Origin of the sequence: Streptomyces sp. NPDC102283 (assembly GCF_044766265.1) — a bacterium.
Classification (GTDB): domain Bacteria; phylum Actinomycetota; class Actinomycetes; order Streptomycetales; family Streptomycetaceae; genus Streptomyces.
The window spans coordinates 221026-242764 of record NZ_JBIWLQ010000012.1 but is presented as its reverse complement, the minus strand read 5'-3'; the positions used below and the strand labels follow the sequence as shown (position 1 = coordinate 242764).

At 67.0% G+C, this 21739-nt stretch carries 23 protein-coding genes, 1 tRNA gene, 1 other RNA gene and 1 pseudogene; 11 read left to right on the top strand and 15 right to left on the bottom strand.

Annotated elements, in window-relative coordinates; all coding sequences use genetic code 11:
- Positions 1 to 30 precede the first annotated feature (30 nt).
- Together ACIRJT_RS24300 and ffs are read right to left on the bottom strand one after the other, a co-directional pair.
- On the bottom strand, positions 31 to 2307 hold the full coding sequence (locus ACIRJT_RS24300) for a DNA polymerase III subunit gamma and tau (protein ID WP_403912511.1): 2277 nt from the start codon (positions 2305 to 2307) through the stop codon (positions 31 to 33).
- Between the two features lie 139 nt (positions 2308 to 2446).
- Positions 2447 to 2541: signal recognition particle sRNA small type (gene ffs, locus ACIRJT_RS24295), an RNA gene on the bottom strand.
- A 144-nt stretch (positions 2542 to 2685) separates the two neighbouring features.
- Between ffs and ACIRJT_RS24290 the strand changes: the two genes are divergently transcribed.
- The 3 genes from ACIRJT_RS24290 (at position 2686) to ACIRJT_RS24280 (ending at position 5493) form a co-directional block, all read left to right on the top strand.
- A tRNA-Ser gene (locus ACIRJT_RS24290) sits at positions 2686 to 2773 on the top strand.
- 306 nt (positions 2774 to 3079) lie between these two features.
- Positions 3080 to 4756 carry an Eco57I restriction-modification methylase domain-containing protein gene (locus tag ACIRJT_RS24285; protein WP_403912508.1) on the top strand — a complete coding sequence of 559 codons (1677 nt, stop codon included), beginning with the start codon at positions 3080 to 3082 and terminating at the stop codon, positions 4754 to 4756.
- An 11-nt stretch (positions 4757 to 4767) separates the two neighbouring features.
- A complete protein-coding gene (locus ACIRJT_RS24280; protein WP_403912506.1) occupies positions 4768 to 5493 on the top strand; it encodes a PaeR7I family type II restriction endonuclease in 726 nt (241 codons plus the stop codon).
- Positions 5494 to 5825: 332 nt separating this feature from the next.
- Here the strand turns inward: ACIRJT_RS24280 and ACIRJT_RS24275 are convergent, their stop codons facing one another.
- From ACIRJT_RS24275 to ACIRJT_RS24235, 9 genes are all read right to left on the bottom strand, one after another.
- Entirely contained in the window at positions 5826 to 6434 is a 609-nt protein-coding gene (locus ACIRJT_RS24275; RefSeq protein ID WP_403912503.1) for a hypothetical protein, read from the bottom strand.
- Entirely contained in the window at positions 6427 to 6852 is a 426-nt protein-coding gene (locus ACIRJT_RS24270; protein WP_403912500.1) for a hypothetical protein, read from the bottom strand. The genes ACIRJT_RS24275 and ACIRJT_RS24270 overlap by 8 nt, the downstream gene beginning before the upstream one ends.
- A 37-nt stretch (positions 6853 to 6889) precedes the next feature.
- Complete coding sequence (locus ACIRJT_RS24265) at positions 6890 to 7942, bottom strand: hypothetical protein (RefSeq protein WP_403912497.1); 1053 nt, start codon at positions 7940 to 7942, stop codon at positions 6890 to 6892.
- A 177-nt stretch (positions 7943 to 8119) separates the two neighbouring features.
- On the bottom strand, positions 8120 to 8632 hold the full coding sequence (locus ACIRJT_RS24260) for a hypothetical protein (protein WP_009067517.1): 513 nt from the start codon (positions 8630 to 8632) through the stop codon (positions 8120 to 8122).
- A gap of 54 nt (positions 8633 to 8686) precedes the next feature.
- On the bottom strand, positions 8687 to 10453 hold the full coding sequence (locus ACIRJT_RS24255) for a tyrosine-type recombinase/integrase (RefSeq protein WP_403912494.1): 1767 nt from the start codon (positions 10451 to 10453) through the stop codon (positions 8687 to 8689).
- Entirely contained in the window at positions 10450 to 10749 is a 300-nt protein-coding gene (locus ACIRJT_RS24250) for a helix-turn-helix domain-containing protein (RefSeq protein WP_403912491.1), read from the bottom strand. The genes ACIRJT_RS24255 and ACIRJT_RS24250 overlap by 4 nt, the downstream gene beginning before the upstream one ends.
- A 133-nt stretch (positions 10750 to 10882) precedes the next feature.
- On the bottom strand, positions 10883 to 11428 hold the full coding sequence (locus ACIRJT_RS24245) for a helix-turn-helix transcriptional regulator (protein ID WP_191861113.1): 546 nt from the start codon (positions 11426 to 11428) through the stop codon (positions 10883 to 10885).
- On the bottom strand, positions 11418 to 12269 hold the full coding sequence (locus ACIRJT_RS24240; RefSeq protein WP_403912488.1) for a radical SAM protein: 852 nt from the start codon (positions 12267 to 12269) through the stop codon (positions 11418 to 11420). Before ACIRJT_RS24240 ends, ACIRJT_RS24245 begins: the two co-directional genes overlap by 11 nt.
- Positions 12270 to 12377: 108 nt before the next feature.
- Positions 12378 to 13070, bottom strand: a complete 693-nt coding sequence (locus ACIRJT_RS24235) for an HAD family hydrolase (RefSeq protein ID WP_403912485.1) — start codon at positions 13068 to 13070, stop codon at positions 12378 to 12380.
- A 98-nt stretch (positions 13071 to 13168) separates the two neighbouring features.
- Here ACIRJT_RS24235 and ACIRJT_RS24230 point away from each other — a divergent pair, with 98 nt between their 5' ends.
- Both ACIRJT_RS24230 and ACIRJT_RS24225 read left to right on the top strand, forming a co-directional pair.
- Entirely contained in the window at positions 13169 to 13942 is a 774-nt protein-coding gene (locus ACIRJT_RS24230; protein WP_403912482.1) for an XRE family transcriptional regulator, read from the top strand.
- Complete coding sequence (locus ACIRJT_RS24225; RefSeq protein WP_403912480.1) at positions 13929 to 14396, top strand: NUDIX hydrolase; 468 nt, start codon at positions 13929 to 13931, stop codon at positions 14394 to 14396. Before ACIRJT_RS24230 ends, ACIRJT_RS24225 begins: the two co-directional genes overlap by 14 nt.
- On the opposite strand, the gene ACIRJT_RS24220 is transcribed toward ACIRJT_RS24225, so the two are convergent.
- Positions 14384 to 14953, bottom strand: coding sequence for an HD domain-containing protein (locus ACIRJT_RS24220; protein ID WP_403912477.1), 570 nt, complete (start codon positions 14951 to 14953; stop codon positions 14384 to 14386). The two genes, ACIRJT_RS24225 and ACIRJT_RS24220, sit on opposite strands and share 13 nt — an antisense overlap.
- Positions 14954 to 15125: 172 nt before the next feature.
- Here ACIRJT_RS24220 and ACIRJT_RS24215 point away from each other — a divergent pair, with 172 nt between their 5' ends.
- From ACIRJT_RS24215 to ACIRJT_RS24205, 3 genes are read left to right on the top strand one after another with little or no spacing between them, the layout of a single operon-like run.
- Positions 15126 to 15497: a hypothetical protein gene (locus ACIRJT_RS24215; RefSeq protein ID WP_403912475.1), complete on the top strand. Its 372-nt coding sequence runs from the start codon at positions 15126 to 15128 to the stop codon at positions 15495 to 15497.
- 45 nt (positions 15498 to 15542) lie between these two features.
- Positions 15543 to 16349: a hypothetical protein gene (locus ACIRJT_RS24210; RefSeq protein WP_403912472.1), complete on the top strand. Its 807-nt coding sequence runs from the start codon at positions 15543 to 15545 to the stop codon at positions 16347 to 16349.
- The gene (locus ACIRJT_RS24205; RefSeq protein ID WP_386876842.1) at positions 16346 to 16609 is read left to right on the top strand and encodes a hypothetical protein; all 264 of its coding nucleotides are present in this window, start codon (positions 16346 to 16348) and stop codon (positions 16607 to 16609) included. The genes ACIRJT_RS24210 and ACIRJT_RS24205 overlap by 4 nt, the downstream gene beginning before the upstream one ends.
- Before the next feature lie 179 nt (positions 16610 to 16788).
- Here the strand turns inward: ACIRJT_RS24205 and ACIRJT_RS24200 are convergent, their stop codons facing one another.
- Together ACIRJT_RS24200 and ACIRJT_RS24195 are read right to left on the bottom strand one after the other, a co-directional pair.
- Entirely contained in the window at positions 16789 to 17409 is a 621-nt protein-coding gene (locus ACIRJT_RS24200; protein ID WP_403912469.1) for a restriction endonuclease, read from the bottom strand.
- Between the two features lie 454 nt (positions 17410 to 17863).
- A complete protein-coding gene (locus ACIRJT_RS24195; RefSeq protein WP_403912467.1) occupies positions 17864 to 18634 on the bottom strand; it encodes a hypothetical protein in 771 nt (256 codons plus the stop codon).
- Positions 18635 to 18769: 135 nt separating this feature from the next.
- On the opposite strand from ACIRJT_RS24195, the pseudogene ACIRJT_RS24190 reads away from it, so the two are divergent.
- The 3 genes and pseudogenes from ACIRJT_RS24190 to ACIRJT_RS24180 all read left to right on the top strand — a co-directional run.
- Positions 18770 to 19018 (top strand): annotated as a pseudogene (locus ACIRJT_RS24190) (transposase); the annotation flags it as partial.
- Positions 19019 to 19197: 179 nt separating this feature from the next.
- The gene (locus ACIRJT_RS24185) at positions 19198 to 19527 is read left to right on the top strand and encodes a hypothetical protein (protein WP_403912464.1); all 330 of its coding nucleotides are present in this window, start codon (positions 19198 to 19200) and stop codon (positions 19525 to 19527) included.
- Positions 19528 to 19710: 183 nt separating this feature from the next.
- Entirely contained in the window at positions 19711 to 20667 is a 957-nt protein-coding gene (locus ACIRJT_RS24180) for a hypothetical protein (RefSeq protein ID WP_403912462.1), read from the top strand.
- A gap of 222 nt (positions 20668 to 20889) precedes the next feature.
- On the opposite strand, the gene ACIRJT_RS24175 is transcribed toward ACIRJT_RS24180, so the two are convergent.
- Entirely contained in the window at positions 20890 to 21714 is an 825-nt protein-coding gene (locus ACIRJT_RS24175) for a hypothetical protein (protein WP_403912459.1), read from the bottom strand.
- Positions 21715 to 21739 lie beyond the last annotated feature (25 nt).

The following is a 21739-nucleotide window of genomic DNA, read 5'->3' as shown; positions in this document are numbered from 1 at the left end:
CTTCTCGTGACTGCTCGGCGCTGCTCGGCGCTACTGCTCGTTGGTGAACTCCTCGACGACCGTGGCCCCCAGCTCGCGGACGATCAGCTCGTGACCGGAGAGGGCGGAGTCGACCAGATCCGGATCGTCTGCCTCCGGGGTGTCGTCCTCGGGGGCGACGTTCCGCGGCGGCTCCGCCCCGTACGAGCTGTGGGAGGCCTCGGGGGCGGGTGCGGCCTCCCGGCCCTGTGGCGGCGCGGAGGCAGGCGGCTGCTGCTGGGGAGGCTGCGCGTGCTGCCCCAGCGGCGAGGGCGGGGACTGCTGCGGGGCGGAGTGCTGGGGCCGGGGCTCGTACGCGACCGGGGCGGCGGGGGCTGCCGGGGCGGGCTGGTACTGCGGGGCAGGACGTCCGGCTCCCGCGCCGGGGCCCGGGGGCATCCCGCCGCCACCGGAGGTGTCGATGACCGCCTCGATGCGCCACTGTGCGTTGAACCGTTCGACGAGGGCCTGCTTGAGGATCTCCTCGCTGCCGCTGCTCGCGAAGTTGTCCCGGGCTCCCGCGTTGAGGAAGCCGATGCGCAGCGTCGTCCCGTCGAACCCGGCGACCTGGGCGTTCTGACTGAGCAGGATCCAGGTGAAGCGCCGGCGGCTCTTGACCGCCTCCAGGATGTCCGGCCACATGTTCCGCACCTGGGCGGCGCCCTGGGCCATGCTCTGACCGCCCTCGGGCGCGACCGGCGCGGCGGGGGCCGCCGAGGCGGCCGGGGCGGCGGCGGGCGGCGGGGTGGCGGCGGCCGGGCCGCTGCCGGGGGCGGACGCGGTGGGCCAGCCGCCGGGGCGACGGGACTGGTCCCCGCCGGCCGCCGCGGGCCAGGAACCGGGCCGCTGGGCGGGCTCGGCGGCCTGCGGGGCGGCCGGGTGGGCCTCGGCGGGAGCCTGCGGGGCGGGCTGGACGGCGGGCGGTGCGTAGGCGGCGGGGGGCGTCGCGGGTGCGGGAGCGGCGGGCGCATCGCCCCGTACGGCCGCACGGGCCGTGTCCGGACCGGCGGCCTGCGGGGCGTAGGCCTGCGGGACGTGGTCCTGGGAGGGGCGGGCGTCGGCGCCCGGTGCGTACCCCATCGGCGCCGCGGCGGCGGGCGGGGCGACGAACCCGGCGGCAGCGGCGGCCGAGGCCCCGCGCTCCAGCCGGTCGAGGCGGGCCTGAAGCGACCGCTCGTCGTCGTAGGCGGCGGGCAGCAGGACCCGGGCGCAGATCAGCTCCACCTGGAGCCGCGGCGAGGTGGCCCCGCGCATCTCCGTGAGCCCGTCGTTGACCAGATCGGCGGCACGGCTCAGCTCGGCGGCACCGAAGACGGAAGCCTGGGCCTGCATGCGCTCGACGACATCGGCGGGGGCGTCGATGAGGCCCTTCTCGCCGGCGTCGGGCACGGCGGCGAGGATCACCAGATCGCGCAGCCGCTCCAGGAGGTCCGCGACGAAGCGACGCGGATCGTTCCCGCCCTCGATGACCCGGTCGACGACCTCGAAGGCGGCGGCACCGTCGCCGGCGGCGAAGGCGTCGACGATCGAGTCGAGCAGGGAGCCGTCGGTGTACCCGAGGAGCGAGGTGGCCATGGCATACGTCACACCGTCGTCGCCCGCACCGGCCAGCAGTTGGTCCATGACGGACATCGAGTCACGGACGGACCCGGCCCCGGCGCGCACGACGAGCGGGAGGACGCCGTCCTCGACGGTGCTGTTCTCCCGCCCGCAGACATCGGCGAGATAGCTGCGGAGGGTCCCCGGTGGAACCAGCCGGAACGGATAGTGGTGCGTACGCGACCGGATCGTTCCGATGACCTTCTCGGGCTCGGTCGTCGCGAAGATGAACTTGAGGTGCTCCGGCGGCTCCTCGACCACCTTCAGCAGGGCGTTGAAGCCCGCCGGGGTGACCATGTGCGCCTCGTCGATGATGTAGATCTTGTAACGGCTGGAGGCGGGCCCGAAGAACGCCTTCTCGCGCAGATCACGGGCGTCGTCCACACCACCGTGCGAGGCGGCGTCGATCTCGATCACATCGATGGAACCCGGCCCGTTGCGCGCGAGGTCCTGGCAGGACTGACACTCCCCGCACGGGGTCGGCGTGGGCCCCTGCTCGCAGTTCAGACAGCGGGCGAGGATGCGCGCGCTGGTCGTCTTTCCACAGCCGCGCGGCCCGCTGAACAGGTACGCGTGATTGACCCGGTTGTTCCGCAGGGCCTGCTGGAGCGGGTCAGTGACATGCTCCTGACCGATGACCTCGGCGAACGACTCGGGGCGGTAGCGGCGGTACAGCGCAAGGGACGACACACCTACGAGGTTATCGGGGCCCACCGACAACCGGCCCCACGCCGCCCGAGCCCCTCACCGCCAGACCACCGCACAGCACCACCCGGTACCGCCCGGCCCGCCCGAGGGCCTGCCCCCGGGGGGCCAACGCCCCGGAACGCAAAGGGCCCCCCACGCACCCGCCAGAGCCGACCTACCCTTGCTGCCTTCCGGCCCTGGGGGAGTTCAGTCAGATAGCGCCACGTGAGGGGCTGACGCCCACCTTAGCGGATCCCCACCCCCTCCGGTCCACCCGCCCACCCCGTCGGACGACAGCAGAACCGCCCGGCAGACCCCCTCCGGACGATCTTCGGCGAACGTGTTCGCGAGCACCCTCCAACGTCTTGTATTGTTTGCGGCGGAGGATTCGCCTAGTGGCCTAGGGCGCACGCTTGGAAAGCGTGTTGGGGGCAACCCCTCACGAGTTCGAATCTCGTATCCTCCGCCATTGCTCTCACCGGGCAATACGTCGAAGGCCCCCGCAGCTCGCTGCGGGGGCCTTCGACGTTGGTGGTCTCAGTTTTGGTCTCAGTTGCTCCGAGGCGACGCGTCGGCTCGGTTGCCGGTCCGCTCTCCTCCGCCGCGCACCCCCTCACGGCCGACGAGCCGAAGCGCGCTCCCGTTGATCATGGGTACGAGTGGATGTCGATCCCACGGGCCCGATGCTCCGCAGATGGAACAGATCACTCCGTTGAGCGCGAGCGCCCCTGTGGATAACTCTCGTGGCCGAAATCCTCCCTAGTAGTGTCAAGACGTGGCCACTCCCCTGTTCTTCGACACCGCCCTCCACACCCTCCCCTCAGTCCCCGAGGAGGCCGTGGAGCACGGCGAGGTGTTCACGCGGCGTTGGGTCGTCGATCTGATCCTCGACCTTGTGGGCTACACCTCTGACAAAACCCTCTGCGACCTGAAGCTCGTGGAGCCGGCCTGCGGTTCAGGAGCCTTTCTAGGAGCCGTGGCTTCGCGGATCAGCGCATCCTGCCGCGAGCAAAACCGTCCCATCAGTGACGCAAGCCATGCCGTGCGTGCGCTCGATCTACTGGAACGCAACGTCCGCAGGAGCCGCGAAGTCGTCGAGCAGCACTTGGTCGACGACGGCTGGAACCCCACAGATGCCCAGCAGGTGGCGGCGGCCTGGGTCGAGCAGGGTGACTACCTACTCCAGCCCGAAGGGACCCAGCACGCGGACTACGTGGTCGGCAACCCGCCCTACATCCGCCTGGAGGACGTTCCCGCGGACAGGATGGCGGTCTACCGTCACGCGTGCCCCACCATGGGCGGCCGCGCAGACATCTACGTTGGCTTCTTCGAAGTCGCACTCCGAAGCCTCGGGGCAGGCGGACAGCTGGGCTTCATCTGCGCGGACCGTTGGATGCGCAATCAGTACGGTCGGCAGTTGCGCCAACTGGTGACCAAGAGCTTCAGCATGGACCTGGCACTGGTCATGCACGATGTGGACGCCTTCGACGACCAGGTCTCCGCGTACCCCGCCATCACCCTGATCAGCAAGCGGCCCCAAGGCACCGCTGTGGCAGCGGACACCACGCGAGCCTTCGGTGCTCCTGAGGCCACCGCCTTCGCACGCTGGTACGCGAGTGGTCGGGATGAAGCGGTCGTGACGGAAGCCTTCCAGGCTGCTCGCATGCCGCACTGGTTCCCGGACGAGGACTCATGGCCGAGTGCCTCTCCGGCCCGGCTGGCCGTGCTCGAAGAGCTGACGGAGCGCTTCCAACTGCTCGAGAACGACGGCACCGGTACCCGGGTCGGCATCGGGATCGCCACTGGCGCGGACAAGATCTTCCTCACCAACAACGGCAAGTTGATCGAGGAAGATCGACTGCTGCCGATGGCCATGGTCCGCGACACCACAAGCGGGACCCTGAACTGGAACGGCACCTATCTGGTCAACCCCTGGTCGGCCAGCGGCGACCTGGTCGACCTCGCTGCGTATCCGCGGCTTGCCCGATATCTCGACGAAAACGGAGCAGCGCTGCGCCAGCGCTATGTGGCGGTCAAACAGCCGCACCGCTGGTACAAGACCATCGACAAGGTCGATCACGCGCTGACCCGGCGGCCCAAGCTGCTGTTCCCGGACATGAAGCTGACGATCCATCCGGTACTCGACGAGGGCGGACTGTACCCTCACCACAACCTGTACTTCATCGTCTCGGACGTCTGGGACATGCGCGTGCTGGGTGGTCTCCTACTCTCCAAGGTCGCGGAAGCATTCGTGGAGGCGTACGCGGTCAAGATGCGAGGGGGGACCCTCCGCTTCCAGGCTCAGTACCTTCGCAAGATCCGGGTCCCAGACCCGGAAACGATCAGCGAGCGCGACCGAGAAGCCCTGGCGGCAGCTTTCGACAAGCGAGACGTGAGGGCCGCCACGGAGGCCGCCCTGCGCGTCTACGGACTTGCCGAGCTTCCTGACTAGGAGAGCGGATCTTGACGGTCACCCGCCAGGACTTCGAGGACGCGATAGCGACCTATTGGGGCGCCAAGCAGCTGCAGCGGGAGCAGTCCGCGATCAAGGCCGCGGTCGGCGCCGGCACCGCCGGCTCCGTGCGCGGTGGTAAGCACTTCGACGCGATCGCGATCCTCCTGTCGAAGTTCTTCCTCGAAGCCGACTATCCGCCCGAGAGCATCCGGGTCACCAAGAAACAAGGTCTGGAACTCCCCGGTTACTACCGCCCCCAGAAACAGTGGGACCTCGTGGTGGTCCACGAGGGAGTGCTGGTTGCGGCTTTCGAACTGAAGGCCCTCGGTGGGCCTTCGTTCGGAAACAACTACAACAACCGGGTTGAGGAAGCACTCGGCACCGCGGTGGATCTGCGACGGGCCGCCTTGGCCGAGCTGTATCCGCAGGAGAAGCCCTGGCTCGGCTACTTCTTCATCATGGAGGACGGCAGCGGCTCTCGGAGGCCGGTCAGCATCGCGGGGGGCGCGCTGCCTGCCGATTCAATCTGGCACGGCACCTCGTATCAGGACCGGTTCGGGATCTTCTGCGAGCGCCTTGTGGCCGAGCAGCTGTACGACGCCGCTTGCTATGTCACGTCCTCAGCCGAGGACCCCAAGCCCGTCGAACTGGTGAACAGCCTTGACTGGCGGCACTTCTCGGCTGCCATAAACGCCCGCCTCACGTACCTGAAGGATCTCGGGATCCCCGGCTAGGAAAGACGAACGGGCCCCGACCGATCCGGTCGAGGCCCCGCATTCGGATGCCTTCGCAGGGGCGAGGTCCCTAAACTCGATCTTGCTTGACGGTCCGCCGCGGAGTCGGTCGGCCGTTTCGTGTGGTGGGTAGAGGGGGCAGGTCGGGGGCCCAAATGTCGTCTCGGGGTGGCGCGGGGTTCCACTGCTCCGGGTGAAGGGCTCGCGTGGGAACGGGGAGACCTGCTGGTCACCCGGGGTTCGGTAGGAGAGCGAGCCGTTCGAGGGCGTCGATGATCACGTGGGTCCAGGGCCAGTGCCGGCCGGAGGCGGGGGTGTGCGTGTATTTCGTCTCACGGCGAGCCGTCGACGGGGCCGCCGGGGGTCGTCCCACCGGCCGGGGGAGCAGGCACGGGTGGGGGTGGCATGGCGCGGCGCGGGCGCGGGAAAAGGCGGCGGGCGCGGCCCCGGGGGCGAAGGTGTGCTTCCACCGCGGCCATGTAGCGCTCGCGGACATCCGCCAGCGCCCGCAGGTCGATCACCGACGTCGGGATCACCATCGCCGTGTCGTCCGCCCCTGGGGGCGAGAGCCACGCATCCTTCATGCTCTGCCCGGCCACCGTCCGCGTACGGGCGACGAGTTCGTCATACGCGGCGCCCACCTCCGGAGCCTCGAAGCGGACCCACGCCTCGTGCCAGGTCAGTCTGGACTGGATCTCTCGCAGCTGCTCCGACAGGCGGACCCGCTCCTCGGCGGCAGCGTCCGCGCGGCGGCGCCGCACGGCGTAAGCCATCTCCGCGTACTGGATGCTCACCTCGTACGCGCTCGCGAACAATTCCTGCTTCCGCTCCTGTAGCTGGGCGCGACGGCCAATCCGCGCCTGGAGGCCGAGGACGATGCCGGTCACGAGTGCGGCGAAAACAGCGGCGTAGGGGCCGAAGACTTTGATCGCGTCAGCCAATGATGTGGTCCTGTTCGTCGAGGCCCGGCGAACCGTGGCCGTGGGGTGCTTCGAAGCCCGGCCAGATGTTGGTGGCGCGATAGGCAGATTCCCATCGCAGATGGCGGACGATGATCGCGACGAGGACCCGCCCGCCGTCACCGGGCGACCAGCGGCGCGAGGGCGCGTCCTTCGGGTACCAGAGGCAAAGGGAACCGTCGGGGTTGCGGTGGGCGGGGCAGTCCGGTCCGCGTGCGTGGACGCGAGGGAATGCCGGATCGCCGGCGGCGAAGGCGATCCGGAGATTGTGTGAGGGCAGGATCCGAACGTGCGGGTAGACCTGGACAGTGAAACCGAACGCGAAGTCGGCAGGTTTGTCCACCTCGCGCGCGTCGAGCCCCGTTGAGCGCATCCCGGTCAGCAGCTCGGCGCGGGCCATCGGACGTGCGAACCAAGGACGCCGCGCAGGACGCCCGTCACCCCTCAACGGCCGTGTCCTCCCGCCACGAGCGCGTCTTCGGGATGAGCAGGCTCGCACCCGCGAGACCGAGGCTGGCAGTGGTGCTCAGGGGAGAGGACGCGACGGAGAAGGCGCGCTCACGTTCACGCATCGTCTTGGGGAAGAGGTACTCCAGGACCTCCGCCACCGTGTCTACATCGTCGGGGTCGGCTATGGCCTTCGCGAGCCTGTCGGCCGCGACCCGTAGCCGTCGCTCGGCATCCGCGTCGGGGATCAGCGGCTTGAGGTCGGGCGAGACGGAGCGCGGATCCTTGGTCGACTCGCCGCGCTGAAGGCGCAGGGCGGCCTTCAGCAGCGCCGTGTGGACGGCGCTGACGAGGCCCATTCTCGGCTCGACGAACTCGTAAGCCCAGACGGAGAGTTGGTGTGAGGAGAAGCCCGGCTTCGCGGCCTGAGCATTCCACGCCTTGAGGATGCGGATGGCGCGGCGCCGGGTGCGCCGCAGGGCGTCGGCGCCGGACGTCAGCAGCTCTACGTGGCCCTGAGGGTCGCTCGCACTCCATGCCTTTGCGGAGCCAGGGGCCTGCTCCAGGTCGGGGATCCACAGCCCGCGCCCATCACGGCGGCGCAGCGCCACGATGAGATCGACCGTGACATCCGTGCCGTTGACCGGGGCGCCGAAGTGAATCTTGAGGCCCCGCCGGGACGTGCACACCCGCGCCTTGGGGTAGAACGGGGTGCGCTCCGGGTCGCGGAGCTTCGGGCCGATGAACGCGACAAGTTCGTCGGTGATGGTGTGTGGAGCCTCCCCTTCTCCGTCAGGACCAAGCTCCGGGTGCTGGACACGATCCAGGATGATCCCGCCGTCCCCATCGCTGACGGCTCCCGCGTGCGGCTGAATGTGGGTGCGAACGGGGATCGAACCCGAGCTGTACGACGTACGGCCCTCGGGGTGCTGCTCGGCCAACCTGCGCGCCAGCACCAGACGTTCGCGCGTCGCCGCGAGGACGTCGGGATCTACGTTGATCAGAGTGAGCAGGTCGTCGAACTGATTGTGCAGATGTGCCATGACCGTTCCTTGCGGGCGGAGGTGCGGTGCGTGGACAGACAGCCGGCACGGGTGTGTACCGTGCTCCGAGTCTGACGCACGCCACTGACAACGCCCCCGTTCTGAGCGGGAGTCACGGCCCAGCGCGGCCCGGTCGATAAGACGGTCACCGAGGTCAAGGACCGGGGCCGCCAGGTCTCACGACTCCCCAGAGTCATCGGGTTCTTCCTTGCCCTGGATCAGGATCCGGCCTCCGACGAAGACCACAGCCAGAGCCAGCCCGGAACCGACACCGACCATGACCTTCTTCAGTAGACCGTCCACGTGGCGCTTGTGCTCAGAGTCCTTCTGAGAAGCAAGTCTTGCCGTTTCCTGGATGAGTTCGAGGAGGTGCTTCCTCTGTTCCCAGGTCAGGTCGCCTCTGTGGAGTTCTCGCTCGAAGATCACCCGGTTCTCCCGGAGGGCCTGGTAGACCTGATCCAGGCTATGCCTGCCGTCCGCGAGAGTGGCCTCGTGGGCCTTCTCGATGGCTCCGAAGGCATCCGTGGCGAACTTCCTGAACTCGGGGAACTGTTCGACGATCTTCATGGCCACTTCGGTGTCCATGTCAGGCATCATGGCCGCGAACTTGACCGCTTTCTCCTTGGAAAGATGCCTCCAGGTGTCGATCCCGAGCGCGTGCATGATCTCGGCTTCGTTCTTGTACTTCATGCCGTGGGGCCTCCATCGCTCTCCTTCGCAGCGCGTTCCTCGCGCTGCGGGCCGCTAACTCTGCCCATCGCCGTACGTGGCGGGATTACGCGCCCGGTCCACAGCCTGTGCGCACGCCTCCCCGTAGGCCGACGAGACCGCGTTCTCGTCCGTGCCCCGCACGTGCGCCTCGATCTCCTGGCCTGGCCGACGAGAAGTGTGCCAGCGGACCGGCAGGTCCGTGTACAGATCGGGCTCGAAGTCCCAGGCCCATGTTGACCATCGGGCAGGACGCCCGACGTTGAGCCGTTCACCTCCCGTCAGGAACACGGCATGAGCGTGGTGCACCATTCGGCGGTCGGGAACCTCATGGCGGATGAGCTGGGCTCCACCTCCCGCCTCGGCCTCCCAGTGTTCCCGCTCCATCTCCTCGACCTGTGCCGCCTGGGCTGGCCGGTCCTCGCTCCACTGGGCAATCACTTGCTCCGCGTGCTCGCGGGCGGCGAAGGCCAGGCGTCGGCCGCCAAGGTCAGCGAGGTAGACAGCTGAGTCGACCGAGGCAGGGCCGGAGCGCACGGCGGCACGGGAGCCAACCTCCTCCGCGGCGTCCGCAGGCACGGCCCAGAGCAGGGCTCCGATCTTGGCAGCAGTCTGCTGCAGGACGGGGCCGGTCATGTGCTGGTAGCGGCGGCGCATCCGTGCGGACTTGCCGGGCTCCCAGCCCATGATGCTGTCGACGACGGCGTCGGAGATCCCGAGGATGAGCAGGACCGTGGCCGCCGTGTGGCGGGCGTCGTGAAGGCGGCCGTCGCGAACCCCCGCAGCCTTCAGCAGGTCCTTCCACCGGTGGAAGTCGGTGTTCGGGTTCAGGGGTTCGCCGACCGGCGAGGTGAAGACGTACTCCTTCTCCGTCCAGAGGTCACGGGCGAGAGCGCGCTCTCGGCCCTGCTCCTCCTTGTGCCGGCGGAGCAGGGTCATCAGCTCGTCAGGAACGCCGATTGGCCGCTGCCCGGCCCGTGACTTCACGTTCTTGGTCTCGCGCCGGACGTTGATCTTCTGCGGGCAGAAGCCGGGCTTGCGCCCGCAGCGGTTGCCGCAGCCGTGCTCGTAGCGGGGCCGCAGGCGGCCTCGTCGGACGCGGATGACTCCGAGTTCGAAGTCGACGTCGGTCCATTGCATGCCGAGGACCTCTCCCTGGCGGAGGCCGAGAGCCAGGGCGATGACCCAGCGGGCCGCATTGCGGTGCTTTCCCGCCTCCGCCAAGAGGCGCTGGACCTCCTCAACCGAGTACGGCTCGACTTCGTCCTCTTCGAGGCGTGGCGCCTTCGCGATCGTGGCTGGGTTGCGGGTGAGGTGGCCACGGCGCACGGCCTCGTTGAGGGCGGTACGGATGGTGCGGTGTGCCTGGTGGGCGGTGCCTGCGGCGCTGCCGGTCTCCTGCATCTTCTTGTAGAAGCGCTCCAGGTGTTCCGGCTCCAACTTCTCCAGGCGGTGGGCACCCAGGCCGGGGATGAGGTGATGATTCACCGCGACGCGGTAGCCGTCGATAGTGTTCTCGGAGACGTTCGGCGCGGCAATGTTTTCGACCCAGTGGGTAAGCCAGGTCTCCAGCGTCCAGCTCTGTCCGGCCTTGCGAACCGAACCCTTGTCTCGTTGCCGCTCCAGCTCCCGTACGACCTTGGTGACCTCGGCTCGGGTCTTGCGGCTGACGTGACGGCGGTCGGGCTTGCCGTCGTCCTTCACGCCGACGGTGACACGGCCGTGCCAGCGACCGTCCTTGCCCAGATAGATGCTGGAGGCTCCGTTGGGCTGACGACTATTCGCCGTCGCGCCCCGCGTCATGCTGCGGTCCCGAAGTCGCCGGACGTGAGGCGCCGAGCCAGGAAGTCGTTCACCGCCTCCGCTGGGATGCGGCGCAAGCTGCCGATCTTGACCGAGGAGATTTCGCCGGAAGTGACGTACTCGTACAGCTTCGTGCGGCCGATGCCGATGCGTCGCGCGGCTTCAGCGACGGTGAGGGCGACGAGGGTGGTGTCGTCTTGGGCCGGCCGACGTTCGGAGATCAGGTTCCGCAGGTCGTCCTCGGGGACGTCCAGCAGGTCGGCTATCAGGGCAAGCGGAAGTTCGATTCGGTGCAAGGGAGGGTCCTCTCCTGGCAAGCCACGGGACGGCGAATCCCAGGCCACGCGGGTCAATCGTTCAGGGATGGGCGTGAAGAGAAGGAGCCATAGATGGCAAGACCCGCGCTGTTCGTAGCAGCGAGGGAGCCGGTTAGCTCTGTTCGGGTGGCGTGTCCATGCGCTCGCCGAGGAAGCTGCGGAGCCGCGTCGGGGCTCCGCGGTGGTGATGGAATTCGCCATTCGAGGCGATGGTCAACTCGTGGGTCAGTAGCGCCTTGACCATGTCGTCCTGGTTGGGATTGGCGTCCGTGTACGCCGCCAGTTCGTCCTGGATTCGGCGCATGTCCTTGCCTAGATCCCGCCATTCCCTCCATCTCGCGACGTACTCGCCGACGAGACGTCGGACCAGCGGATTGGCGAGCTGGCCGGGCGGGCTGGTCAGCTCGTCGAAGGTCAGATCGAAGACCTTGCAGAAGCCGAGCGCCTCATCGAGGTTGACCCTTCGGCGGGGCTTCCCACTCTCGATGCGCCAGATCGCGGACTGGTTGACCGGGTGGCCGGCATCAGCCATCCGCTCGGCGAGCGTGACCGTGCTCCACCCGCGTGCCTCGCGTTCGAGCTTGATCCGCTCCGCGACATGCTCCTCGGCCGGCGGCCGGTCCGGCCCCGCGCGGGAGGCGCCTTCGTCACTGCTCATCACTGCACCTCCTTGCCGGGGCCCGACGGACAGCCGGGGCGATGGTGAAAACTAAACACCATTCCGGAGACGAATGCAACCGTTGCGCTTCCAAAAACGTCGGGTACTGTAGACGTCCGCCCTCGAACGGCGGTGAACGCAAAAAGCCCCCGACGCTACGAACGTCGGGGGCCAAGCACGAACTCTCGTAACCGCCCATCCCTGAACGATTGACCCGCATGGCCTGGGATTCGCCGTCCCGTACGGCCCGCAAGTTGAGGAGCTCAATGTCCAGTATGGACGAACCCCGGCCGAATGCGCCACACCTCGCGGGAACCGGCCGCCAGCCCACGCCGGGCGACCTCACCGCGACCTCGTCGATGTTGCGTGAGGTGACCGTCATGGTCGCGCCAGCGCGGACGCCGAGCTGCTGGGCGATTTCGAGGGCGCTCAGGGCACTGCGGTAGCTTCCGAACTTCCGGATCTTGTCGTTGGTCGTACCGATGCCCTCCAGCGACACCCGGAGCAGGTCCAGGTCGGGGGCGATCTCGGTCAGCCGGCGCTCGATCCGGTAGCCGTTGGTGCAGATCTCGACCTGCATGCCCAGGTCCCGCTTGGCGTACCGGACGACCTGGGCGAGGTCTCGGTAGACGAACGGCTCGCCGCCCAGCAGGGTGACAGCCTCGGTGCCGTACTCGTCGCGCATCAGCGTGAGGAGGTTGACCGCCTCGTCCGTGGTGAAGGCGTCGGCGTGCTGGAGCCGTTTGCCGTGGAAGCAGTGCAGGCATTCGAAGTTGCAGCGGTAGAGCAGCTGCAGGTACAGCATCCGGATCCTGCGGATCCCGGTGACTTCGCTGATCACGAGGGTCTCCTTCGAGGCGCTTGCCTGGTGGGAGACCTGATATTGGCGGGACAGGTACGGACCTCGTCACCGCGTATCGGGACGCTCCGAGGACGTCCTGGGACGTTTTCAGCGTGCGGAGAGCGCCTCCAGAATCCCGAGTAAACAGCCGGTGTCCGTCAGATCGGGCAGGACCGTACGGGCACCGGCGGCTGCCAGCTCTTCGGTGCTGTGGACGCCGGAGGCGACCGCGATGATCTCGGAACCCGTGACGAGTGCGGCCTCCACGTCCCTCGGAGTGTCTCCGACGAGCACGACGGGCACGCCATCCGGGGCGCCCCGCAGCCGCCGGGCCCGCTCCCGGGCGACAGCGACCAGGTCGGGGCGTTGGAGGGCATCAGCCCCGTAGGCGCCAACCGGAAGGTCGAGGAGGGGATCAAGGCCGAAGGCCGCGACCTTTACGCGGGCGTTGTCCGCGATATTGCCTGTGAGCACCGACGACACCCAACTGCTGTGCACGGAGACCTCCTTCAGGACTTCCCGTACGCCGGGCAAGGCTGTTCCCCGACGGCTGAGGTCCTGGAGACGCGCCTCCCCTGCGTCGGACAGCGCCCCCTCGACCGCTGCCCAGTCCGGCTCGGCCAAGCCGTTCCGCTCGAACATGTCGCGCATGATCAGCCGGTCCGTACGCCCTTCCGTCCGCGCCGGCCCTGCGGGCGCCTTTCCCGCCAGGGCCGTGAAGGCGGCGGCGTAGATCTCCTTGCTGACCCCGGCGTTCTCGATGAGGGTGTGGTCGATGTCCCACAGGACGATGAGCTCCATGCATCCAGCGTAAATACAGCAGCCATGACCCCCTCCTTCCGTGGAACGTCCCGAAACGTCCTTGCCGCTCCTGACCGGTCTCGGCTTGTATGGCGTCTGTGAACGAGCGATTGCACTCCGTGCTCGCCCAGCGCGGCATCCCACCTGAATCACTCGCGGAAGTCTGCGAGGTGGACCCCAAGACCGTTGGCCGGTGGCTCGGCGGGCGCGTTCCCCATCCTCGCCACCGCTTCCGCGTCGCCAAGCACTTACGGGTCGAAGAACTGTTCCTCTGGCCCGCACCGGCGCCGAGCACGCCCCAGCAACTCGCAGGTTCAGGTCAGGAGCTGGTCGGGACCTACCAGAACCGGGCGAGCGTCCCACGGGACACGTGGCTGTCGCTGCTCAATAGCGCGCAGGAGCAGATCAGCGTCCTCGTCTTCTCCGGCACCTTCTTCGCGCAGTCCAACCCGCACGTCGCCAAGATGCTCGCCGAGCGCGCATCGAGCGGGGTGCGAGTGCGGCTCTGCTTCGGCGACTCGAAGGGCCAGGCCGCAGCAATCCGCGGCCACGAAGAGGGAATCGGCGACACACTCGCCGCCAAGATCCGCGCCTCCCTCACCTACTACCGGCCCTTGTTGTCCGAGGCCGGCTGCGAGGTGAGACTGCACGACACCACGCTCTACACCTCCATGTTCCGGTACGACGATGACCTTCTGATCAACCCGCACGTCTGGGGCCAGCCGGCCAGCGCCAACCCCCTCCTCCATCTCCGCAGAGCAGACACGGCGGGCTGGTTCGACAACTACGCTCATAGTTTCGAAGCTGTCTGGGCCACCGCACGGCCCTGGACACCAGACCAGGAGGGGCCCTCGCCACATGGGCAGGACTGAGTACTACAACGACCCCAAGGCCCCCAAGGCGAACACACTCATCCCCGCCAACAACCTGCTCGTCGTCGACGACAACGGCGCCATACTCCTCCAACGCCGCCGGGACACCGGCCAGTGGGCCCTGCCCGGAGGAGCCCAGGACATCGGCGAGACGGCGGCCCAGTGCGCCGTGCGGGAATGCCTGGAAGAGACCGGGATCATCGCCGAGGTCACGGGGTTCCTGGGGGTCTACACGAACCCGAACCACATCGTGGCCTACACCGACGGCGAGATCCGCCAGCAGTACGAGAACACCTACATCGGCCGCCCCGTAGGCGGCGAGCCCACGATCAACGATGAAGCCGACGGCGTCCGCTACGTACACCCAAACGACCTGGACCAGTACGACATCCACCCCAGCATGCGCCAACAGATCGGCGACTACCTCGCCGGCACGTACCCCTACCTGGGCTGAGCCGCCAGCGCGACCTCCACGCGCTCCACGGCAGCGGAGATCTCCGGCTTCGCCCGGCGGATGAATCGCGCCACCAGGCTGTCCGCACCGTAGCGCTCCATGATCTCCTCCAGCCGATCCTCGGCAGACGTGCCCTTCCCATCAGGGGTCGTCGTCATGTCGCAATACACCAAGGCATCCACGAGCTGGTGGTCATCGAGCAGCAGAAACTCGGCTTCCAGATCGCCCCGCAAGCCGCGCTCCTCGGCCTCCAGCAACGCCAACGAGTGGTTCGCCACCAACCGCACCAGCCGCTCATCCGCAGCGTGGCCGTCACGAAGGAACCGGGCACCATCCAGCGGATGAAAGCCTGTCGCTGCCAGCCGCGGTGCGTAGCCCACGTCGTGAAGCACGGCGGCAGAGGCCAGCAGGTCCGCGTCAGCGCCCAGGAGTTCCGTCAGTTCGGCCGCGCGCCGCGCGACCCCTTGCGAGTGCATCCATCGACGAGGAAGGGGCTCACGCAGCTCCGCCTCGGCCACTGACCATGCCCACTTCGCCATCGATCCGTTCATGCTCATTACGTGCCCCAGCGGAATCCCGCTCAGTCTCAACTGAATCGATCGGACGTGCTCGGCCCCAGCGGTCAGGAGACCCCGGCAACACCAGCACGCATCAGCGCACGCCATAGCAGGATCAGGATGTGTCAACCCCCGGGTTTCGTAGAGACCTCGGTCATGCAGCCTGGTCCTGGTGAGCGTTGTGGCCACGCGCTTCTCGGATGGTGTTCTCGAAGGTGGCGGGCGGCTGTCCGTCGGCCGCACGGTGGATACGCCTGGTGCGGCAGAAGCCGGTGACCCATATCGCGATCTTCAGCCTCGCTTCCGACCGGGTGGTGAAGCGGTGCCGGCGAAGAGTTCGGCGATCCGGTTGGCCTGCTTGCTGGGGCCGGACAGATGGAGCGTCGGGTGCTTGCCGCCCATCGGAGGCGATCCGACTACGGCGGCATCGATGACCGGCGTTGGGCCATCGCTGACCGCCGATGCACAGCGCCAAGAAAATATCGGCAGCGCCAGAAAAAAGTCGCAGCAAAGTGTGGGGTCTCGAGTCTTCGCATCCATATGAGTCGCCAGACTTAAAACTACCGTGCGAGGACTGGTGTTGCTCAAAATGATCAGCAGTGGCGACGAGGCCGAGCTGAAGGTGAAGATCCCATTCGAGGACGGGGACGATCCGCCTCCCCCGACCCTCGTGCAGGACCGGAAACTGTACGACGAGTTGCGGCGGGTGGAGTTCCGCGGCCCCCGCTACGACGTCTTCGCCCAGGAGCTGTGGACCTACGGCATCCGCACCCTGACGGCATGGATGCGATCGGGCGCCATCTCCCATCACTGCCACCGCTACAACGTGGCCTTCGACGCCTCAGAGATCGAACTGTCCATCCTCGCTCGAACCTCAGAGGTGCGCGAAGCCCTGGCCGTGGACAGCGTCACGGCGGCCGCACCCCGCTTCCTGGAGCGCTCGCTGCGCGGCGGCGAATGGAACCCGGACAAGGGCGCCAGCATGTTCACCTTCTTCGTGGGCGGATGCGTTATGGCCTTCGGCGACGTCTTCAAGACCTGGTCCCGGAAGCGGCGCCGGGAAGTGAAGATGAGGGCTTACGGGCTCCTCAACCTCACTGATCTCGAAGCCGTGTTCCCCGGTCAGCTCAGCCTGTTCGACGACCCCGCCGAAACGGTCGCCTCGCGTGACACGCTGCGACGGATACTGAGCGAGGCCACCCCGGAGGCTGCTGCCATCTGCACGCTGATGCTGCGCCGCCCAGAGCTGAACCAGCGCGAGATCGGTGCTCTGCTGGGCGGTATGAGCGCCCGCGCGGTCGAGGGACAGCTGCGCCGACTCCGCGGAACCGCTCGTGTGCTCGCGGCGAGCGGGAAGATCAGTCGGCCGCAGTTCTTCGAGGCAGGCCAGCGATGACTGTACAGATCTCCTCCGAAGCCGTGATGCTCCTCGTCATCGGCTGCGCCGTCGGACTCTCCGTCTACAAGCACACCACGCGGACCCATACCGGTGCCTCCACCCGAGGAGACCTGGTGGGCGCGATCGGAGCGGCAGTGGGCGTCATGACCGTCCTGGCACTTCTCTTCAGCCTAGGAGACGCCGGCGAGACGTTGCAGCGGCCAGGCCCGGCATCCGGGCCGACGACGATGACGAGCGCAGAAACCCGAGCTCCGTGAAACCCACGGTCTCCGCTGCCTGTCCGGCGTACATGGTGGCGATCAGGTAGCCCCTGGCCGAGGGGTTCTGGATGACGGCGAGCACGGCGGTGCAGCCGTGCTCTACCTACGCGGCTCGGAGGCGTACTGCACCAAAGTGACTGAGGATCGTGTCCCGGCCTCGCGCTGCCCGAGGCCGGCTACTTCTCGTACGCCTGCTTCCAGCGCGCTCGGTGACGGGAGTCACCCTGCCCTTGGCCGTTCACCTCACTCAGGGACAGCAGAGAGGCCCCGTTGTTCCACAGCCCGAGGTGGTCCCGGTGCACAGCAAGAATTCCGTGCTGCAGGGCAAACTTCTCTGAGGGGCGGCTAAACCTTGTGGTCGTGACGAACACGGCCAGGTCTGCCGCGAAGTGCACCTTGGCGCCCAGCAGATCGCGTAGTTCACGGCTCGCGATCGTGCTGGTCGGCGCGTAGCGCTTGCACTGGATCACCATGCTCCGGCCGTCCGGGAGGCGGCCGACGACGTCAGCGCCGTTGTCGTTCGCACCGCCCACCCGTCGCACCTGTGTGCAGCCGTCCCGCCGGCACAGGCTTGCGACCAGGTCCTCGAACTCGGTGCCGGTCATCGCGTCCACCTTGGCGAGTGTCTGGTGCCCGGCCTTCACCGCCTCTTCCTGCCGCCACAGACGGTCCCGCCCTCGCACGAGCCGGTCCGTACGCCACAGCCACCAGCCCGCCGCGCCGACGCCGCCCAGGACCAGTGCACCCGTGATGTACGGCCACACAGTCGACCAGAACACCGCCAACAGGACGAGCACCAAACCACCGCCGGCCGCCACCGCCTTCAGCCGCGCAGCCCGCCGCCTGCGTGCAGCCGTACCTCGTCTACGCCCAGCCACGATCGAAGCCCCTCCCCCACAGGTCCGTGTACGGCAGTCTGGGCAGCCCGAGGCAGCGCGAGAAGGGCGCAAGTCGGCCATGTCCGGATCGAACTGCCGGGAGAGGTGACGTGATCCCATCGACGGCGAGCGACGCGATCACCATGAATGTCAAGGGCAGCGGCCTCCGCAGCTCTTGCTGGTTGTCATCGAGCTGATCGACTCCGTAGAAACGGACGGCGAGACAAGACTCCAACAAGCTGCATTACATCCGCGAGCGCGGGCCCTCTTACCTTGATGCGCAACGGTTCTCGGTCACTGGATTTCTCGCAGGCAAATTCAAGCAGCGGATTCGACTCACCTGATTCCCAACCAGGCGGCGCCATAGCGACACCTATGCACCGAAGACGCGAGCGACCTCACGATCGAATTCCGCGCACTCGCGCAGATATGGATCAATATCGGCCCGATACTTAAGAGTGATTCGCTCGAACAACCACTTGTCGAGCTCGCCAGCCTTCTGGGCATACGCGTCAACCACGTCAACGATGACAACCGCGTCACCCTGACCGACGATCCAGGTGCGCAGCTCACCGTTCCAACGGCTCCACGCGAGCAGGGGATCAACTGACAGAGTAAAGGTGACCTCGAAGGACTCTTGCCCGAACGTCTGCCTGCTCTGCGCTACAGGGAGTTGAGCATGGGTGATGTAATTACGCAGCCCTTTCAAGAATTTAGCCTCCACGTCATCCTTAAACATGGAGGTGACCTTGCTGCGGTATTCATTCATCAACGCCGAGTCCTCTTGGAAGCGTTCCTCCATGAAACAGCGCTGCTGATCGACGCGCGTGCTCATCCCCATCAGCACGTTATGCAGAAGCCGCTCAGCCTCGGAAAGAAGCCGGTCGTGTGCCTCGGGATTGCGTACGTCAAAGACGGGACCAGATACCACCGGGTTCTGCAGTTCGGCGACCAGGGACTTGTACTGCGCGACGTTGCCCTGAAACACGTACCCTATGCGCTTGACTCGGTCTCCGAGCGCGATGGCGCGACAGCCCGGCGAGGCGTTAAGCCGCTTCTGCCAATCCAGCAGGTAAGGTCGCCCCGCTTCCTCAGGAGCCGTCTGCTCGTCGGCAGGATCGGGCTGAACACCAGTCTCGGTCACGCGGCATGACGTTACCGGGCCCGTCAGTACGACGCAGACGGATTTCAGCTCGGACCGGACCCACCCCGTACTGGGGCCTGGCCGCCTGGACGTCGATGGCAGCTGCTCCTGCCGCTCTTCCCAGTGATCACCAAGCTGAGAGAGTTCGCCGAAACCCGGGACTGGCTGACCATCCACTACCCGCCGCCCTACGCACCCGACCTCAACCCCGTCGAAGGCATCTGGTCCCTCCTGCGGCGCGGCCGGCTCTCCAACGTCGCTTCCTCCCCGCCAGAGCACCTCATCCGCACAGTCCGGAGCGGCCTACGGCACATCCAGTACCGCAGCAACCTCATCGACGGCTGCTGCCTCACCGAGACCGGCCTGACCATCCGACCCGCCTGACCAACAGCACGACATCCCGAGTCCAACCTCAGTAACAGCACCGGCGCCTCTGTGGCGCCCAGGCGCCGGTAGCGTGGAGGTCGATCGCGAACACCGCCGGATCGTGGGGCGGGACCCTTTCAGCAGGCATGGCGCTCGCGTACGACCGCCCTCGATGGCATGGACCTCAAGGACGAAACATGGCGCATGAACTGATCGCCATCTGCGACGAATGCAAGCACACCATCGCCGACGGCGAGGGAAGCCTCTGGGTCGACATGGCGGAGGTCAACCAGCATGCGATCAACGTACGAGCGTGGGAGCAGCTGGAGGCCAAGCCAGCGACAGATAGGCTGCAGACCTACTCCTTCTCAAGCCTCCTCTCATACCCAGACCCAGCTCCCTGGCGTGTTCATCACACCGCCTGTGACCCGGCACCCAACGCTAACGCGTACGCGATCGAGGTCCACCGCTGCCGCAGCTGGGCAGACCTCGTTCTCTGGACCTCGCACCCCTCGGGTAAGGCGTGACTCGTGCACACGGACTGGGGCAAGGTGCTTGAGGGGGCCGGTGAGTCACTCGGGAGGCGAATCGTGCCGTCCGTACCCCCAACGTTGCACCGCTAGAGCCGCCCGGGAGGTCTCGCTTCTGACCTCAGCTACCCCCCTCCGCCCGGCTGCCTTGTCCGCACCCCACTCCACTGAGGAACCCGAATGACGCAGAGCACAATCGTCCCAGTCGGTAGCTTCCGCACAGGACGTTTGGCCGAGGGTCGCCCTCAGGCCCTGGACGCCTGGCGCGTCACGACCGACGACGCAGAGGTGGCCGCCCGCATCGCCAACCTTCTGGGCGGTCAGACTCAACCAAACAAAGGGGGAGGAAAACCTGCCCACGAAGTCCTGACAAAGGTTGAGACGGTACGCGTACTTATGGATGGGCCTAACGCAGTGGCGGCTCACATGATCCTCTGGGGCAGTAAGGGGATCATCCACCAATGTGACGGCTTCGAGTTCCTGTCGCCAGAAGAGAAGAAGGGCCAGCCATGTCGCTGCCCTCCAGTATTCGAGGATCGGAAGGTGGCCGCGAAAGAGGGCCGCGGCCCGGTGCCGTCCATCAACCTCACCTTCCGGATCGCGGCAGAACCAGCGCTCGGCGAGTTCCACTTCATGACCAGCTCATGGCAGATGGCCGCGCAGCTCTCCGACCTGACGGACGCACTGAAGCGGGTCAACGGCCCGGCCATCTGCGACCTCACGCTGGAGCTCGTCGTCTACACCACCAAAACGGGTAGAGGTGTCTGCTATCGAAAGCCGGTAGTCACGGTGCTCGGCAGCCTCGATACCGTGACGACCGAACCCCCGTCGCTGGCCGAACCCACGCCCGCTTCGGCACCATCCCCACTCCGCCGCAAAGCCAGGCCAGCCCCTGAGCCCACCATCCCGTCCACAATGGAGTTGAGCCACTCGGTCAGCGTGAGCGCCGCTCTGCTCCGCCGGGCCGCCGAGGTGCTCGGCACCGCCGAACACGAGGAAACCGTCATCGCCGCCCTGTCCGAGATCGTGGCAGGACGGCAGCAGAGCGCAGAACTCGTCCGGCTGCGAGAGCAGGTCGGACAGATCGCCGCCATCGCAGGGCTAGCACTCCAAGGCAGGGATTCGGCACTCACCTGATCGGCCCCGACCGTCTCGCAGTGATCAACAGCAGCTGGCACAGGCTGGTCTCAAGACGGCCGACGGCCAGCCGCTACGTCCGCCGAGAGGCACCCTGACTCGTAGGTCTCCGTCCAACGCTCCCGATGCCGCTGATTGCCCTTCCCCAGGCCGTTCAACGCGCCGAGTGACAGGCGAAGTGGGCGCACAGGCGGGCTCCCGATCCGAGTCCGCCATCAGCGGTCAGATACTTGCTCCCCTATTCGCGTCCGAGCTGGTGGAGAGACGAAGGATCTTGTCCCAGGTGACCACTAGCCCCGCCGCGGCGGCCGTGGCCAGGGCAACGCCCACGGCTGACGAAGCCAGGGCAAAGACGATGCCGGCGAGACACAAGGTGAACGCAGATCCCCGCAGCACCTGCTGCCGCCAGGCTCTGCGCTCGCGGTGACTGTGCAACAGCCCATCGGCGGATACGTCCCCAGACGCGAGATCTTGCAGCCGGCCACTGGCGAGCACTTTCAGGATTCGCTCCACTTCGAGCAGAGCACGCTTCGCACCGTCGATCCGATCAAGCTCAACCCCGTCCCGAAGCTCACGCACGAGGGCAGCAGCTGTGGCGAACCGGGCGACGACCTGGGGCATGGGGTTGCGGCCGTCAGGAAGCGCGCGATGCACGGCATACCTCTCCAGCGCGATGGCGAAGTCTTCCAACGCTCGGACTGCCGCAACGTGTGGGGCGTTAAAGGGCGATGCCCTCGGTGCCTCCTGCCCCTCCACTTCCAGAGGCTTGAGGAGTGCCTCGTAGGCCCTCCGTACCGTGACCGTCACGGCCTCGGTCGTCCACCGTTGCATACCTTGGGTCGTGACAAGCGATGCAATCACGGCAGTGATCAACATAGGTGCCACCAGGGCCCCCATAACGAGGACGTCTCGCCGGACGTGCCAGGTTGTGCGTTCGATGGCTGTTGCGAGGGCGCCACCCGCTGAGACCGATGTTGCGATGGGGACGATCATCTTGAGAGCGAGTGCCCTCCTTGACGCCTGGTACAGGACATCTTCGCGCTGCAAGTAGTCCAGCGTCGGACGGTCTGGG

Excerpts from the sequence above, each read along its gene's own strand:
- ACIRJT_RS24255 (WP_403912494.1), bottom strand. The coding sequence starts at position 10,453 with ATGACGCGGGGCGCGACGGCGAATAGTCGTCAGCCCAACGGAGCCTCC.
- ACIRJT_RS24235 (WP_403912485.1), bottom strand. The coding sequence starts at position 13,070 with ATGGAGCTCATCGTCCTGTGGGACATCGACCACACCCTCATCGAGAAC.
- ACIRJT_RS24225 (WP_403912480.1), top strand. The coding sequence starts at position 13,929 with ATGGGCAGGACTGAGTACTACAACGACCCCAAGGCCCCCAAGGCGAAC.
- ACIRJT_RS24210 (WP_403912472.1), top strand. The coding sequence starts at position 15,543 with ATGATCAGCAGTGGCGACGAGGCCGAGCTGAAGGTGAAGATCCCATTC.
- ACIRJT_RS24270 (WP_403912500.1), bottom strand. The coding sequence starts at position 6,852 with ATGGCCCGCGCCGAGCTGCTGACCGGGATGCGCTCAACGGGGCTCGAC.
- ACIRJT_RS24185 (WP_403912464.1), top strand. The coding sequence starts at position 19,198 with ATGGCGCATGAACTGATCGCCATCTGCGACGAATGCAAGCACACCATC.
- ACIRJT_RS24220 (WP_403912477.1), bottom strand. The coding sequence starts at position 14,953 with ATGAGCATGAACGGATCGATGGCGAAGTGGGCATGGTCAGTGGCCGAG.
- ACIRJT_RS24205 (WP_386876842.1), top strand. The coding sequence starts at position 16,346 with ATGACTGTACAGATCTCCTCCGAAGCCGTGATGCTCCTCGTCATCGGC.
- ACIRJT_RS24180 (WP_403912462.1), top strand. The coding sequence starts at position 19,711 with ATGACGCAGAGCACAATCGTCCCAGTCGGTAGCTTCCGCACAGGACGT.
- ACIRJT_RS24245 (WP_191861113.1), bottom strand. The coding sequence starts at position 11,428 with ATGAGCAGTGACGAAGGCGCCTCCCGCGCGGGGCCGGACCGGCCGCCG.
- ACIRJT_RS24265 (WP_403912497.1), bottom strand. The coding sequence starts at position 7,942 with ATGGCACATCTGCACAATCAGTTCGACGACCTGCTCACTCTGATCAAC.
- ACIRJT_RS24260 (WP_009067517.1), bottom strand. The coding sequence starts at position 8,632 with ATGAAGTACAAGAACGAAGCCGAGATCATGCACGCGCTCGGGATCGAC.